The sequence below is a fragment of the Kribbella orskensis genome (assembly GCF_004342085.1).
GTDB classification, from domain to species: Bacteria; Actinomycetota; Actinomycetes; order Propionibacteriales; family Kribbellaceae; genus Kribbella; species Kribbella orskensis.
The window spans coordinates 132,667-147,329 of record NZ_SLWM01000017.1 but is presented as its reverse complement, the minus strand read 5'-3'; the positions used below and the strand labels follow the sequence as shown (position 1 = coordinate 147,329).

Annotated in this window: 14 protein-coding genes and 1 tRNA gene; 8 read left to right on the top strand and 7 right to left on the bottom strand. The window is 68.1% G+C overall.

Going from position 1 to position 14,663, the window contains the following annotated elements; all coding sequences use genetic code 11:
• Nucleotides 1-95 precede the first annotated feature (95 nt).
• Complete coding sequence (locus tag EV644_RS32805) at nucleotides 96-500, bottom strand: hypothetical protein (RefSeq protein WP_241999098.1); 405 nt, start codon at nucleotides 498-500, stop codon at nucleotides 96-98.
• A gap of 360 nt (nucleotides 501-860) precedes the next feature.
• Nucleotides 861-1,826, bottom strand: a complete 966-nt coding sequence (locus tag EV644_RS32800) for a GNAT family N-acetyltransferase (RefSeq protein ID WP_241999096.1) — start codon at nucleotides 1,824-1,826, stop codon at nucleotides 861-863.
• Between the two features lie 114 nt (nucleotides 1,827-1,940).
• Between EV644_RS32800 and EV644_RS32795 the strand changes: the two genes are divergently transcribed.
• The 6 genes from EV644_RS32795 (at nucleotide 1,941) to EV644_RS44800 (ending at nucleotide 7,052) form a co-directional block, all read left to right on the top strand.
• A tRNA-Met gene (locus tag EV644_RS32795) sits at nucleotides 1,941-2,017 on the top strand.
• A 227-nt stretch (nucleotides 2,018-2,244) separates the two neighbouring features.
• The gene (locus EV644_RS32790) at nucleotides 2,245-2,511 is read left to right on the top strand and encodes a hypothetical protein (protein WP_132193297.1); all 267 of its coding nucleotides are present in this window, start codon (nucleotides 2,245-2,247) and stop codon (nucleotides 2,509-2,511) included.
• A 317-nt stretch (nucleotides 2,512-2,828) separates the two neighbouring features.
• Nucleotides 2,829-5,657 carry a helix-turn-helix transcriptional regulator gene (locus EV644_RS32785; protein WP_132193295.1) on the top strand — a complete coding sequence of 943 codons (2,829 nt, stop codon included), beginning with the start codon at nucleotides 2,829-2,831 and terminating at the stop codon, nucleotides 5,655-5,657.
• 95 nt (nucleotides 5,658-5,752) lie between these two features.
• Nucleotides 5,753-6,154 (top strand): ester cyclase, encoded by a 402-nt coding sequence (locus EV644_RS32780; RefSeq protein WP_158292986.1) that lies wholly within the window; start codon nucleotides 5,753-5,755, stop codon nucleotides 6,152-6,154.
• Between the two features lie 65 nt (nucleotides 6,155-6,219).
• A complete protein-coding gene (locus EV644_RS32775; protein ID WP_132193291.1) occupies nucleotides 6,220-6,483 on the top strand; it encodes a hypothetical protein in 264 nt (87 codons plus the stop codon).
• A 404-nt stretch (nucleotides 6,484-6,887) separates the two neighbouring features.
• Nucleotides 6,888-7,052 carry a hypothetical protein gene (locus EV644_RS44800; RefSeq protein WP_158292985.1) on the top strand — a complete coding sequence of 55 codons (165 nt, stop codon included), beginning with the start codon at nucleotides 6,888-6,890 and terminating at the stop codon, nucleotides 7,050-7,052.
• 194 nt (nucleotides 7,053-7,246) lie between these two features.
• Here EV644_RS44800 and EV644_RS32770 read toward each other — a convergent pair whose 3' ends face one another.
• Nucleotides 7,247-7,531: a site-specific integrase gene (locus EV644_RS32770; RefSeq protein WP_132193289.1), complete on the bottom strand. Its 285-nt coding sequence runs from the start codon at nucleotides 7,529-7,531 to the stop codon at nucleotides 7,247-7,249.
• Nucleotides 7,532-7,604: 73 nt separating this feature from the next.
• On the opposite strand from EV644_RS32770, the gene EV644_RS32765 reads away from it, so the two are divergent.
• Both EV644_RS32765 and EV644_RS32760 read left to right on the top strand, forming a co-directional pair.
• The gene (locus EV644_RS32765) at nucleotides 7,605-9,350 is read left to right on the top strand and encodes an ABC transporter transmembrane domain-containing protein (RefSeq protein ID WP_132193287.1); all 1,746 of its coding nucleotides are present in this window, start codon (nucleotides 7,605-7,607) and stop codon (nucleotides 9,348-9,350) included.
• Nucleotides 9,347-11,140, top strand: coding sequence for an ABC transporter ATP-binding protein (locus tag EV644_RS32760; RefSeq protein WP_132193285.1), 1,794 nt, complete (start codon nucleotides 9,347-9,349; stop codon nucleotides 11,138-11,140). Before EV644_RS32765 ends, EV644_RS32760 begins: the two co-directional genes overlap by 4 nt.
• A gap of 160 nt (nucleotides 11,141-11,300) precedes the next feature.
• Here EV644_RS32760 and gad read toward each other — a convergent pair whose 3' ends face one another.
• The 4 genes from gad to EV644_RS32740 form a co-directional block, all read right to left on the bottom strand.
• Nucleotides 11,301-12,677 (bottom strand): glutamate decarboxylase, encoded by a 1,377-nt coding sequence (gene gad, locus EV644_RS32755; protein WP_132193283.1) that lies wholly within the window; start codon nucleotides 12,675-12,677, stop codon nucleotides 11,301-11,303.
• A complete protein-coding gene (locus EV644_RS32750; RefSeq protein WP_132193281.1) occupies nucleotides 12,674-13,399 on the bottom strand; it encodes a hypothetical protein in 726 nt (241 codons plus the stop codon). Before EV644_RS32750 ends, gad begins: the two co-directional genes overlap by 4 nt.
• 19 nt (nucleotides 13,400-13,418) lie before the next feature.
• Nucleotides 13,419-13,850 carry a DUF7144 family membrane protein gene (locus EV644_RS32745; RefSeq protein ID WP_132193279.1) on the bottom strand — a complete coding sequence of 144 codons (432 nt, stop codon included), beginning with the start codon at nucleotides 13,848-13,850 and terminating at the stop codon, nucleotides 13,419-13,421.
• A 158-nt stretch (nucleotides 13,851-14,008) separates the two neighbouring features.
• Complete coding sequence (locus tag EV644_RS32740) at nucleotides 14,009-14,473, bottom strand: pyridoxamine 5'-phosphate oxidase family protein (protein ID WP_132193277.1); 465 nt, start codon at nucleotides 14,471-14,473, stop codon at nucleotides 14,009-14,011.
• Nucleotides 14,474-14,663 lie beyond the last annotated feature (190 nt).

The following is a 14,663-nucleotide window of genomic DNA, read 5'->3' as shown; positions in this document are numbered from 1 at the left end:
GCCCAGAGCACCTATCGCGCCCGGGACCGACTAGCTGCGCGCGGCGACCAGCAGAGCGCAGTACAGGTGAGGTGGGATCGGGCCGCGGGCACCGATCAGGCGGAGTTCTCCGGGTGGAAGCCTGCGGCTGTGGTCATCAGGTCTTCCTCGGTGAAGCGGCTGCGGTCGATCGACACCTCCGCGGCGATCCCCGGTGAGATGAAGAAGAAGACCTGGTCCTCGGCGGCATAACCGCCGTACCCACCGACGTCGACAGCGGTCAGCTCCCACGTCTCGGGATCCTTCTCGTGGTACTCGGTCAGGAAGGTGCGCAGTGACTCCAGGTCGATCAGCTTCTCGCCCCGGACCGTCTTGACCGTGAGGTCCACCTTGGTGGCGCCCTCCGGATCGGGCCCGGTCTCCCAGACCCTGCTGTGGAAGACGACGTCCTCCCACTCGTACTCGAAGTCGCTCGGCGAGCCGATGCCGCCGGGCAGTTTCTCGATGACGAATCCGTCCAAGATGCACGCCCTGTGCTGGGTCGACGGGGGAGTCCGGTGATTCCCGGACCGCGGCTCCGCAGCGAGTCCCGCCGCCGATGATGCCGTCACCGCTGACGCCGGTGCCGCCACCAGGGCGGCCAGCGCGGTGACACCGATCGCACTGCCGATCACGATACGTCGGGTCGCCGGCGCGACGGTGGACCAAGAAGAAGAACACGACATGGCTGCCTCCTAGAGCGGATCCGCATCGCCTGCCCTGCTGCAGGCGTCTGTTTCCTTGCCAGAGAAGTTGCACCGGTTCTTCGTTTTCGCGGCGACGAATTCTCTGCCTGTGGACGAAGCGGATGTGCTAGGAGTGATCGCGCGGATGCGCAGGGTTCAATACCCGATGAGCCGATGCAGCCGGTGGAAGGTCTGGACGAAGCCAAGCCGCGGCCACGCCCGCGAAGACAGCAGGTTCGTAACCCGCCAGTCCGTCACCACACTGGTGTAGCCCACCTCGACGGCCCAGTTCAGCACGGCTTCGCCCAAGGCCCGGCCGGCACCTAGTCCGCGCGACTCGGGCAGCACCGCCGCGTAGGCGAGGAAGCCCGCGTTGTCCGGCTGTGCGAGCCCGCCGTGCGCGCTGGACTTCTCGATCGAGCAGCCGATGGACGAGCCGATCACCTGCCCGTTGTACTCGGCAACGAAAGTCGCGTACTCCCGGTCGTCGATCGACTCCTCCCAGTCAGCCAACGCCTCCTCCAGTGTCGGCAGTTCCCCAGCCGAGAACACGGGAGACAACGCCTGGTGCCGCGGCAGCACCAGATCCAGCTCAGCCAGTACTGGGATGTCGCCGCGCCCAGCACGTCGTACGGTCAGGTTTGGGCGGGCAGCAAGAGGCTCGGCCGGTACAGGCCTTATTGCGTGGGCGTGCTGCGAGCCGAAGCCCAGCCGGAACCAAGCGTCGACCAGCTCAGCATCATCCGGCACCAGCACGTACTGCGCTGTGCGGCCGTCCGCCACCCACTTGGTCGCGGCCGCGCCGTACAGGTCCCTCATGTACTCCGGCACCCGCACCGCCTGGCCGGCCTGCTCCACCCAGATGTTCGGACCCCAGAGCGGTGACGACTTAGGGGCTCCCAGCAAATAGCCGGTGACCTCGTCGCCATCGACAAGCACCGAACCAGACGCGCCCTCGGACTCCCAGGCGGCAGTGACCTCGATCAGCGCGAGCTTCGGGTCCTCGTACTCCGCCGGCAGCAGCGGATGCTTCAGCCGGTGACGCGCATGCCGCTCGGCGAGCAACCGGCTGGCAGCGGGCAGATCGGCCGTCTCGAACGGCCGGATGACGACACGAGACATACCCGGACGGTACGCCGGACAGGCCGCCTCTGACACGGATTTACGCCGGCCACAGCCACACCGGGAGCCGATTTGGTTGCACGGCCCGGATCCTCTAAACTAAAGACACAACGGCGCGGGGTGGAGCAGCTCGGTAGCTCGCTGGGCTCATAACCCAGAGGTCGCAGGTTCAAATCCTGCCCCCGCTACCAAAGAAGGCCCGGACCAACAGGTCCGGGCCTTCGTTTTGTCAGATGAGGTCTGACCTGCGGGTTTGTTCTGCTGGAGACCTCCTAGCTGTGCTGACCGTGAGCTGCTTCACACTGGTTCGTCTGGTAGATCAGGACCTGGATCGGGGCTCCGCCAAGAAGGACGATGGTCAGTCGGCACTCCAGGGGTCGCCATCAAGTCCGGCAACTTCGAGGTTGCTCGAGTCCTCATGGACAAGGGTGCGGACGTCAACTTCACGGACTCCTCGGAAGCGAACAGCTGGAACGTGCCGGTGCTGCGTGACGCTATCCGGGCAGCGGTCTTCAGCGCGCGGTTCGGGCGCAACATGGCGCTCGCCGGCGAGCCGCCCGACATCGAGATAATGAGTACGTCTGAGCAGTTCGACACCGATAAGGGGTGGGGCGACGCCCGGACAGGCGATCGCCTGGTCGACTTCACCGAGGGTCACCCAGTGCGACAGTTCCTGCCCGACTGACTAGAGCCGGGATCCGTGTTGCCGCCGACGCTCGAAAGATGCGTGTGCTCGCCACGGATGCACTTTCAGAGGGGTAGATCGCCAGTGACGAAACGCCGCATCGGCGCGATGGCCGGACCGTCGTTCGGTGGACGACAGCCGCACGTCGGCTACTCCGGGCTGCCAAGTATCAGGTGGACGGATCTGTCGCGCATCACCCGTCACGACAGGGAGTGAGTCGGCCACGTCTCATCCGCCCAGAATGACCGCGCGGGCCGCGGAATGCTCGCCCGACTTCGACGGCTGGACTCTGGTGCTGGCGTGGGAGAGCCTTGAACATGTCTTCGGCGGAAGGGATGGTGGGCCGGGAGGTCGAGCTTGCCCTGGCTGCGGCTGCCGTGCACGATCTCAGCGAGGGCAGGGCGTCGGCGCTGGTGATCGAGGGGGAGGCGGGCATCGGCAAGACCCGCCTGGTGGAGTGCGTCGTCGATGACGCGCGTTCTCGTCGAGTTGCCGTGTACGGCGGCCAGGCGCATCCCTTCGAGCGCTCCCGCCCGTTCGGTGTGGTCGCTGCGGCTTTGGGTCTGAGCCGGCGGTCGCCTGACCCGCGAAGGGCTGCGATCGGCGAGCTGCTGGCCGGCCGGGGCCTGGGGGCGCCTGCGTCCGCCGCCGGCGACATCCAGTACCGGGTCGTCGAGGAGATCGTGGACCTGGTCGAGAGCACGTGCTCCGAGAGCCCGGTGCTGCTCGTGGCCGAGGACATCCATTGGGCCGACAGCGCAAGCCTCTTGACGATCCTGTCGGTGGCACGGCAGCTTCCCCTGGCCGCGTTGCTTGTCGTGGTGACAGCTCGGCCTTCGCCGCAGCCAGCTCAGCTGGAACGGCTGCTCGCTGATCTGGCGGCCGGAGGCGCGCGCACCCTGCGGCTCCAGCCGTTGTCGTCCGAGGAGGTGGCCGCGCTCGCCCGCGAGGTGCTCGGGGCGTCTCCTGGCCCCGCCCTGACCGCCATGCTGGCCAAGGCCGGCGGGAACCCGCTGTGGGCCGTGGCCATGGTGCGCTCACTGGCCGATGAAGGACTGCTGCGCCGCATCGGGGACATCGTCGACGTGACGACCTCGGAGCTGCCGGCCTCGCTGGGTGACCTCGTGGTTCGGCGGCTTCGCGACCTGCCTCCGGCAACGCTGGAACTGCTGCAGGTCACGGCTGTTCTGGGCGATGCCGTTTCGCTTCGCGACGTCGCGGCCGTCACCGGCCGACCGCCGGCCCAGGTGGTCGGGCAGCTCAGCCACGCGTTCGACGCTCAGCTCCTGGACGAGGCTGACGAACGCGTCGTGTTCCGGCACCAGCTCGTGCATGACGCGATCTACCAGCACGTGCCGCCCCCCGCCCGCCGCCTCCTGCATCGTGAAGCGGCGGTCGTGCTCATGGCCGGGGGCGCTGATCGACTGGACGTGGCGGACCATCTGATCCTCGGCGCGGAGCGGGGTGACGAGCAGGCGGCTGCCTGGCTGCGGGACGCCGCCCGTGAGGCGTCGGCTCAGGCGCCGTCGGTCACCGTCGAGCTCATGCGCCGCGCCGAGGCGCTGCTGCCCGGCGGCCATCGCGAGGCGGATCTGGTGTCGGCGGAGCTGGTCCAGGCGCTGCTGCGCGCCGGGAAGGTGGCCGAGGCGTCGACCCGCGCGCAAACAGTGCTCGCCCGGCACCACGCCACAGAGGTGGACACACCGTTGCGCGTTGCGCTTGTCGGTGCACTGGCCCTCCAGAATCGCGCCGCCGAACTGGTCGCCGTCGTCCAGGCCAGCCTCGCCGGCTCCGCCCGGCTTCAGCCCTCCGACCAGGTGCTGATGCTGGCCCAGCAGAGCTGGGCCCTGACCTACACGGGCGACCCGAGAGCGGGCGAAGCGTCCGCCGGCCAGGGACTCGCCATCGCCGAGCAGGCGAGCGATCCGGCGATGACGGTGTGGGCACTGACGGCGTTGATGGTGGCGGTGGGCCGGCAGGGCCGCTTCGGTGAAGCGCTGACCCACGCCCGGCGGGCAGCTCTGCTGGCTGCTGACTCGCCCGACACGAGATCGCTGCCGCTGCAGCCGAAGTTCTTCCTCGGCCTGGCGCTGTTCGACTGTGACCTTGTCGGCGAGGCGCGAGCGGCGTACCGGGATGCTCTCGACGACGAGTTCGGCGCGGGGTGGTGGCTCTCCGAGACGCTCATGGCCGACGCCCAGGCGTCCTTCGCCATCGGGGAGTGGGACGACGCTGTACCCGGCCTGATCGCCGGCGGCCAGGCCGCGCAGGAGAAGGGCAACCCACTCCTGGTGTCTCAGTCGCTCGCCTATCGGGCCATCATCGCGACGGCCGTGGGAGATCACCGGGCCGCTAGCGAGCTGACCGCCGGAATCGCCGCCTCGCTGGACGGCGACCAGCTGAGCTACAACGCTGGAGTCCTCGCCTTCGCGGTGGCGGGGCTGAGGGCGGCCGAGGGCGACCAGCAGGCTGCCTATGACCTGCTCCTGCGGTGCTGGCGGTTCGACGCGGCGCGGGAGAGCCGTTTCTACCATCGCTGTCTCGCGCCCGACCTCGTGCGCCTGGGCCTGGCACTGGGTCATCGTGACGTCGCGGCCGAGGTGGCCGGCGCCGTCGCGAAGGGAGTGGCCCTGGCACCGGAGGTGCCGACGGTGCAGTCCCTGGCGCTGCGCTGCCAGGGCATGGTCGACGGCGAGGTCGAGCCGATGCTCCAGGCCGTCTCGCTCGCCCGCCAGGCGCCGCTCCTGGTCGAGCACGCCGGCGCGTGCGAGGACGCGGCGAGGCTGCTGGCCCAGGGCGGACGGCGCGACGAGTCGGCGGCGCTGCTGACGGAGGCACTGGAGCGCTACGAGCAGGCGGGCGCCGATGCCTGGGCAGGCCGCGTCCGGGGGCGGTTGCGCGCGCTCGGTGTCCGGCCTGGCTCGCGTGGGTCGAGGCACCGGCCGGCGGGCGGCTGGGAGAGCCTCACCACGACCGAGCAGGCGGTGTCGCGGCTGGTGGCAGAGGGGCTCACGAACGGTGCCGTGGCCAGGCGGCTCTACATCTCGCCGCACACCGTCAACACTCACCTCCGGCACGTGTTCGCCAAGCTGGGCGTGTCGAACCGGGTCGCGCTCGCCGCCGTCGTACATCACGCGATCGAGTGATGTCTTCGCCGCTTGCAGCTCACAGGATCAAACGCAGGCAGCAAGCACGCTGCGACCACGTACAAGGGGGTGCCACGGTGGACCACGCTGCGACGATGCGGAGTACCTACGAGCTGATCAACGCGGGAGACATCGCCAGGTTCGGCGACCTGGTCGCGGACGACTACGTCGAGCACCAGGGTGGGTTGGGCTTTCCCACCACGAAGGAGGGGATGCTCGACTTCTTCCGGGCGCTGCTGACCTCGTTTCCCGACTTTCGGATGAACGTCGAGGACCTGATCGCCGACGGGGACAAGACCGTGGCCCGGGTCAGGGTCTCGGGGACCCACCAGGGTGAGTTCATGGGTGTGCCGCCGACCGGTACGGGCGTTGACGTGGAGCTCATCGACATCATGCGATTTGACGGAGCCGGTCTGGTCTGCGAGCACTGGGGTGTCGTGGACATGCTGTCGCTCATGCAGCAGCTCGGCGTCGTCCCCACAGGCGCCCCGGCGTAGCAGCGGCCGGCTCAGAGCCGGTTGCCCTGAAGCTCGGCTGTCGCCATTCGAGAGGAGGAGATCCAGTGCCGAGAATAGTCATCACCCACGCCGTCCAGGATGTCGACCGCTGGCTTTGGGGAAAGACCGAGCGCCCCGCGGGCCTGCCGGGTGCGACGGAGGTCACCGACCTGGTCGCCCTGGACGGGAGCAGGCACGCCGCCGTCATGTTCGACATCGATGACCTGGAGGCCTTCAAGGCGTTGCTGTCCTCGGTTCCCCCGGAGATGGCCGCCCAGGCGGAGTCACACGGGGTCATCATGCCCATGACGGTCTACGTCGAGGCGTAGGGCGGGCACCCGGCGCGGGCGGTCCACGGGTCTACGCGCGCCACACGGGTTGGGATCAGCGGAGCAGGCCTAGTGCAGCGGTTCTCTGCATGCCCGGCGGCATACGCGTCACACCGCCGCCGCTAACGCGGGTAGATCGACGCAGTCGCCACATGCGGCCAAGCTGGCACAGCACAGCACGGCGCAGGTTGATTAGGCGCGAAGATTGAAGCGCCCCAGGTTTGATGCCGCATCGTTCTGAGTTGGAAGGATGTGCACCATGCCGAAGAAGATCGATCCTGAGGTCCGTGCCCGCGCTGTCCGGTTGGTCAACAACCACCCCGGCGAGTACTCGTCGTTGACGGCCGCGTCGGACGGTGGCCAAATAGGTTGGTGTCAGCAAGGAGACGGCCCGCAGGTGGGCGTTGCGCGCCCAGGTCGACGCCGGTGACCGTCAGGGCGCGACCACGGAGGAGTTGGCCGAGATCAGGGAGCTGAAGGCGAAGGTTCGCCGGCTCGAGTCGGACAACGCGATCCTCAAGGCCGCAACGGTTTTCTTCGCCGGGGAGCTCGACCCCTGCAACCGCTGATCATTTCTGCCATCTGTATCCAGATCAGTACCCAAAGGCTCGTCGAGAGCCTCCGCGCCAGCCGCCAGTCGCTCGATCAGCGCTGCCATCGCGTCTCCTATCGACCGATCCGTCCCTCGCGACTTGTGGGTGTAGATCTTCCCCGTGACAGTCACGTCTGCGTGGCCGATCCGCTCGCTAAGCGTCTTGATGTTCTACCCCTCGTCCTGGGCCAGCGTCGCGTGGGGTGTGGCGGACGTCGTGCAGCCGCTTGCTTCCGACTTGCCGTCCGATGCCTGTGATCGTCGGGCGACCACGACTCTCGTGTCTGCGATCGTCAGCGTTTCGTTCTCCAGATCGACCCCGTTGCGCTCGACGCCAGCCAGCTCGGATCGCCGCATTCCTGTAGTTGCCGCAAGCACCCACATGCCGCTGTAGCGATCTTGGAACGCAACCCGCAGGAATGCCCCCAGTTGCCGAGGTGTCCAGATCGTGTGCATTTCTTGGGGTCCGCGCCCGGCCGCGTTCGCCGTGGGTGGGCCGATGCGCACGTGTCACCGCTAGGGTTGCCTGATGTCGAACAGCCACGGGTCGGCGGATCGGTTGGCCGAAGACTGGGTCCCTCCCGCGCCCCGCGACACGAGTGGCCCCTTCCGCTTCCTGTTCTGGCTCGCCCGGTCGCAGGGGCGGCGCGTCGCGGCAGGCGCGGCGCTGGGGAGTTCCTGGATGGTCGGCCTGGCCGTGCCGCCGTGGGTGCTGTCCCACGCGGTCGATGATGGTCTCGTCGCCGGAGACACTGCAGCCCTGGTCACGTGGTCTGTGGTGCTGGTCGTGGTGAGCGTGCTCATCGCCGTGCTGGCGATCTCCCGGCACCGAACCATGACGAAGATCCGCATGGACGCATCGTTCCGGACAGTGCGCACGGTCGTGCGGCACACCGCCCGATTGGGCTCCGCGCTGTCCCGGCGGATCGGCACGGGTGAGGTGGTGACGATCGGTATCACCGACGTACAGATCGTCGCGCAGTCGTTGACCGTGACGGGTCCGGGGTTCGGCGCGGTCGTGGCGTACGCGGTGGTCGCTGTGGTGCTGTTCACCATGTCGCCGCTCCTGGCCTTGGTCGTGCTCGCCGGGGTACCTCTGCTGGCTGCCACCGTCGGGCCGCTGCTGCGGCACATCGAGCGCACCGGCGGCGACTACCGGGTGGACGTGGGCCTGCTGACCACGCGGCTGGTGGACATCCTGGGCGGCCTGCGGGTGCTTAACGGCCTCGGAGGCAAGGAGTTTGCGGCCGAGCGCTACCGGCGCCAGTCGCGGGAACTAGTGGAGCGTGGCTACCGCGTCGGCAGCCCGGCGAGCTGGGTGAGCGCTCTGGCGAGCGGGCTGCCCGCACTGTTTCTGGCCGCAGTGGTGTGGCTGGCGGCGCGAATGACCGCGCAGGGCGAAATCACCATCGGCGACCTCGTCGCGGTCTACGGCTACGTTGCTGTACTTGTTGTACCGGTGTCGTCCTTCATTGAGAGCGGTGGCGAAATCGCCCGCGCGCGGGTAGCCGCCCGGCGCATCGTCGACCTGCTCAATCTGCGGCCCGAGCGGGACAGCCTCCATGACGTGATCGACCTCCCAGCCGGCTGCGGGCCGCTGGCCGACCCGGAGTCCGGCGTCCTGGTGCGGCCCGGTCTATTGACAGCGCTGGTGAGCGCGCGTCCCGATGAAGCGATCGCAGTGGTGGAGAGGTTGGGCCGGTTCACCCGCACCGACGCGACGTGGGCAGGGGTGCGGGTCGACGCGGTAGCGGCCGACCAGTTGCGGGAGCGGTTGGTCGTCGCTGACAACAACGCCGAGCTGTTCGCAGGAACGGTACGCGCCGCCGTCGCGGGTCGGTTCGAGCCCGACGACATGCGGGTCCATGCGGCAGTGCAGACCGCCGTGGCAGAGGACGTCGTGGAGGCGCTGCCCGGCGGTCTGGACGCGCCAGTCACGTGGGGCGGCAGCACATTGTCAGGTGGGCAGCGGCAGCGGCTCCGCCTGGCGCGCGCCCTCTATGCCGCACCGGACGTGTTGATGGCCGTCGAGCCGACCTCCGCAGTCGACGCTCTCACCGAGGCCGCCGTAGTCGAGCGGTTACGCGTGGCCAGGCGCGGCCTCACGACGGTGGTCACTACGACGTCGCCGTTGGTACTCGACCAGGCCGACGAGGTCATCTTCCTGGCGCACGGCCGCGCCGCGGCGTCCGGCACGCATGAGGAGCTGCTGCGCGACAACGCCGTCTACCGGGACCTGGTCTCCCGCGTGCAGGACGGGCAGGTGGGCTCGTGAGCGCGACGCTGCCTGTGGCCCGGGCAACCCTGGTTCGGGCCGCGGCGTGGGGCGACCTACGCGCGGACCTGGGCGCGGTAGCCGGCCTCCTGCTGCTCAACGGCATGGCCTCCGCGGCAGGCCTGGTCGGGCCGTGGCTGCTCGGCCGGATCGTCGACGCAGTCCGGGCGGGCTCCGGCGACGTGCTCGGCACCGTGGATCGCCTAGCGCTCGGCGTGCTTGTGTTCACCGTCGCGCAGATGCTGCTAGGGCGGTGGGCGCTCGCAGTAGGCTACCGGTTCGGCGAGCGCACGGCGGGTCGGGTTCGCGAGCGGTTCCTGGCGCGTACGCTCGCGCTGCCGCCGTCTGTCGCGGAGCATGTGCCCGCCGGCGACCTGATCGCCCGCGGCAGTACGGACGCCTCCGTGGTGGCGTTGACGCTGAGGCGGGCGGTGCCCGAGGTCCTCGTGGCCCTCGTCCAGGCTGTGTTCCTCATCGCCGCAGTGCTTGTGCTGAACCCGCTGCTCGGGCTGTGCGGGCTGGTGTGCCTCCTCGGCGTGGGCGCCGGGCTGCGCTGGTACCTGCGGCGTGCCCGTCCGGCCTACCTGACCGAGGCGGCCACCGGCGCGCGGCTCGCCGACGTCGTCACGAGCACCGCGAAGGGCGCCCGCACGATTGAGGCGCTCGCACTGGAAGGCCGACGCGCAGAGGCCGCGGACGGAGCAGTCGCCGACGCAAGGGCCGCCCGGCTGCGGACGCTGTGGCTGCGGACGGTGCTGTTCCCGTCGTTCGATGTCTCGTGCGCGCTGCCAGCCGTCGGTGTTCTGCTGGTGGGTGGGGCGCTGCACGCGAACGGTCAGGTCAGCGTCGGCGTGGTGGTGGCCGCGACGGTGTACATGCGGCAGTTGGTGGGTCCATTGGACACGCTGACGGTGTGGGTGGAGCAGTTGCAGGGCGCGATCGCGTCCTATGCGCGGATCGAGGGACTTGCGGAGGTACCGCGCGAGGAGCCCAGGCCTGCTGCGTCCCCGGCAGACGATCGCATCGAGGTGTCCGGCGTCCGCTACGCCTACGACGGCGGCCGGGACGTGCTGCGCGGAGTCGACCTGGTGGTGCGGCCCGGCGAGCGGCTGGCCATCATCGGCACCTCAGGGGCGGGGAAGTCCACGCTGGCCCGGCTGCTGGCGGGCCTCGACCGACCCCGCACCGGGTCGGTGACCGTGGGAGGGACGCCGCTGGCGGACCTCCCGCCGGACCGGCTGCGCGAACAGGTAGTGCTGGTCACCCAGGACCACCACGTCTTTCACGACACGGTGCGCGACAACCTACGGGTGGTGAAACCGAACGCCACCGACGAGGAACTGCGCGGCGCGCTGGAGGCTCTCGGCGCGCGCTGGATCGACGACTTGCCGCAGGGCCTGAATACGGAGGTCGGCGCCGTTATCAGCCTCGATGGCGCGCGTGCCCAGCAGCTGTCGCTGGCGCGGGTCGTGCTTGCCGACCCGCACACGCTGATCCTGGACGAGGCAACGGCGCTGCTCGACCCGACGACCGCGCGGGAGACGGAGCAGTCGCTGGCGGCGGTCCTGCGCGGGCGCACGGTCATCGCAATTGCCCACCGGCTGCAGACCGCGCACGACGCCGACCGAGTGGCGGTGCTGGAGGCGGGCGAACTGGTCGAGCTGGGCACCCACGACCAACTCGTTAGTGCGGGCGGCACCTATGCCAGTTTGTGGACCTCCTGGCACGGTGGGTACGACGAACAGGACCCGAGACGACAGCCGGGCGCGGCCCGGCGAGCAGCACAGTGACGCTGGTCTGTTGATACTCGACGTGGGCGTCTGAGCCGCAGTCACGGCTACTCATAACCGAGAGGTCGCAGGTTCAGATCCTGCCGCCGCTACCAGAGAAGGCCCGGACCAACAGGTCCGGGCCTTCGTTTGTCATCCCATCGCCTGCGCCGGGTGGTCGTCAGTATCCGGTTCCCGTCTTCGCCTTCTCGCGCTCGGTCTGCGTCGCCCCGCCCTTGTGGTCGAGTGTCTTGCAGGCGTCGGCAATATCCTGCGTCAGCCGTTCGACCTGTTCGCGATTCATGGTCTCCTTGACCAGCGCGCGCATGATCTTCACCTTGTCGGCGTTGGGGGGAAGTGTGTACGCCGGCACCATCCAGCCCCGCTCCGCCGACAGCTGCCAAGCGATGTCGGACTCGTCGTACGCGTTGTTCTTGCCCGCGAGTCGGAAGGCCACCAGCGGAAGCTGCTCGAGTTCGTCACCGATCACCTCGAACCGCCCGCTCTCGCGCAGGTTGGTCGCGAGCGCCCGGGCATTCTCCTGCAGCTGGCTCATCACGTAGGTATAGCCTGCGCGTCCGAGCCGGACGAAGTTGTAGTACTGCGCCAGCACCATCGCCGCGCCCGTCGAGAAGTTCAGCGTGAACGTCGCGTCGGTCTTGCCGAGGTAGTTCTCATAGAAGACGAGATCCTTGGCGAGGTCGGCCGTCTCGCGGAAGATCAGCCAGCCGATTCCCGGATAGACGAGCCCGTACTTGTGGCCCGACACGTTGATCGAGCGCACCTGCTCGAGCCGGAAGTCCCACTTGGAGTCGGGATAGAGGAACGGCCACACGAACCCGCCACTGGCGCCGTCGACGTGGAGCGGGATGTCCAGGCCGCGTTGCTTCTTGACCTCCAGAAGGAGCTCGTTGATCCCGACGATGTCGTCCATGTGTCCGGTGAACGTGGTGCCGAGGACGGCCGCGACGCCGATCGTGTTCTCGTCGAGATGCGGCGCCACGTCCTCGGGCCCGATCGTGTACTTGTTCTCCGAGAGCGGGACGATCCGTGGTTCGACGTCGAAGTAGCGACAGAACTTCTCCCACACCACATGGACGTCTCCGCCGAACACGAGGTTGGGTCTGTCAGCCGAGAGTTTCTCCGCCTGGCGTCGCTCCTTCCACTTCCACTTCAAGGAGAGGGCGCCGAGCATGATCGCCTCGGACGAGCCCTGGGTGCGACAGCCGGTCGTCTCGCCGGGTGCGTTGAACAGGTCGGCCAGCATCCGCACGCAGCGCTGCTCGATCTCGGCCGAGATCGGGTACTCGGCATGGTCGATGAAGTTGCGGTGGAGGTTCTCGGCGATGATCCGCTGGGCCTCGGGCTCCATCCAGGTCGTAACGAAGGTGGCCAGATTGCGCTGCGGATCCCCCTCCATGGTGAGCTCCGCGCCAACCAACCGCAGGGCATCGAGGGGCCGCATCCCGCTCTCGGGGAACGCGGTCGAAGGGGCCATCTCGGTCAGGAACCGATTGCCGAAGAGCGCTACAGCTTCTGCCTCATTGAGCTTCGTCATGGATTGCATTGAACCTCTCTCCTTGCCGGCTCGGGCTTGTCGAACATCTGCAGGCCTCCACCGATCGCGAAACAGACAGCACCCGCGAAGGTCCCCCAGTTGACCAGGGCGATGTCGAGGGAACGGGAGGTCGCCGGACGCGTGAACGCCGCGAGTCCCGCGAGGAAGAACAGGATGGACCCGATCTGGTTGACCGCGACCACCCACCAGCCGAGGCTGTGGACGCGTAGTCCGATGTGGCCGCCGCAGACATCGAGCATTGCGAGGTGTCCCGAGACGAGGAAGCAGACGCACCCGAGGATGTCTGGCAGCCAGATCCATCCATTCGACTGGCGCGGCGTCAGTCCTGCGGCGAAGGCAGCCACCAGGCTGACCGCGAACAGGAGTGTCCCGACGAACAACACGACCGCACTCGACCAGCCGAGCTGATGGGGCTGGTGAGTCCACCATCGCGTCCGCGTGACCTTGGTCGACCCCCGCTCGACGTTGGTCAGGTTGACGACGAGCAGGATCGACGTATATCCGCCGAGACTGAAGAAGAAGCCTCCGATCAGGTAGGTGATGTTGGCCGTTTCCCGGCTGCCGACCGCGAGCTGGGCGAAGACGGCGCCCAGAGCGAAGAAGGAGCCGCCAAGCAGGAAGGCCACAGCGGCAACGAGATTGATGTGGAGCAGCGAGCGGGCCATGGCCCACTCGCGCGAACCCTCCGACTCCCGTTGCATTGCGCTCCGGCCTCAGTCCTCAGACCTTGACGTCACGACCATGAGCGGCCAGGGCCCAGATGACGAAGACGTCCAGCGCGATGATCGTCAGTGCCCAGAACGGGTAGTAGGGGATGAAGGCGAAGTTGGCGAGGGCGCTCAGCACCGCCATGGTGATGCCGACCACCCGTGCCCAGGTCTGACCGGCAATCACCCCGAAGCCTGCCAGTATGACCAGCACGCCCATCAGCAGGTGGATCCAGCCCCACGCGGTGATGTCGAACCGGAAGAAGTAGTTGCGGGTCGCGACGAAGAACTCGTCATTGAACAGCGCCACCAGGCCGTCGAAGGCCTGGAAGATGCCGGCCGTGACCATCACTACGCCGGCGAACAAGATGAATCCGACCGCCCAGCCGCTGGTCTCCTGCGCCTCGCCGGCGGCTCGATACTCTGATGCTGCCTGATCGGTCACTGTCGTTCACTCCTTGTGCTTGCTTCCTGACCGGACGGAGCGCGGTTCGGCGCCGGCCGGCTGACCTACAGCAGCTCAAGCGTCAGCCGTCCTACGCGGAACGGCATCAACCTCAGCGGATGAGATCCACGTCCGCTCGCGCGCAGGTGCGGTGGTGATCAGAGGGATAGGGCGCTGGGGTAGCGGGTTTCGAAGTCCAGGACGGCTGCCCAGGTCGGGTGGAGGGCTACTCGGGCCATTGGTTGGCCGCGTAGTTGTGAGACCCAGGCGTTGCCTTGCTCGGAGCCGAAGTAGCGGGTGGCGGCTTGGGCGTATTCCGGGCAGATGTCGTCGAGGAACTCGACTGTCGCGTAGCCGCGCACCAGCAGCGCCTTGTACGGCCAGGCCGAGGCGTCGTCGATGGTGACCGCGGAGGCGCCGTTGGCGGCCAGCGCCTTCAGCTTCGGTGCTCTCGGTGGGCTGCCGAACACGATCTCCTCCCCGGTCCAGGTGAACCAGATCGGCACGACCCGTGGGGTGCCGTCGGTCCACGTGTACGCGAGTCGCGCCGGTTGGCGGGATCCGAGGAGCTCTTGTGCGACCGGATCTTGCAGAAGCGCTACGTCCCCTTGTGCTGTGGTCATGACTACCTCCCCCAGCGGGACCCGAAGGGCCCGCCTCTCCTCTCGTCACGTTACGCCGCGGGGTGCTGCCCGGCGACGGGTTGGCGACGGTGGAGCAAGGTCACGGAGATAGTTGACGGTGCAGTTAATCGTTCACATGCGCGTTTCCTGGCGATCACTTGGGGTGAGCCTGGGTGTTCTCGGAGGAGCG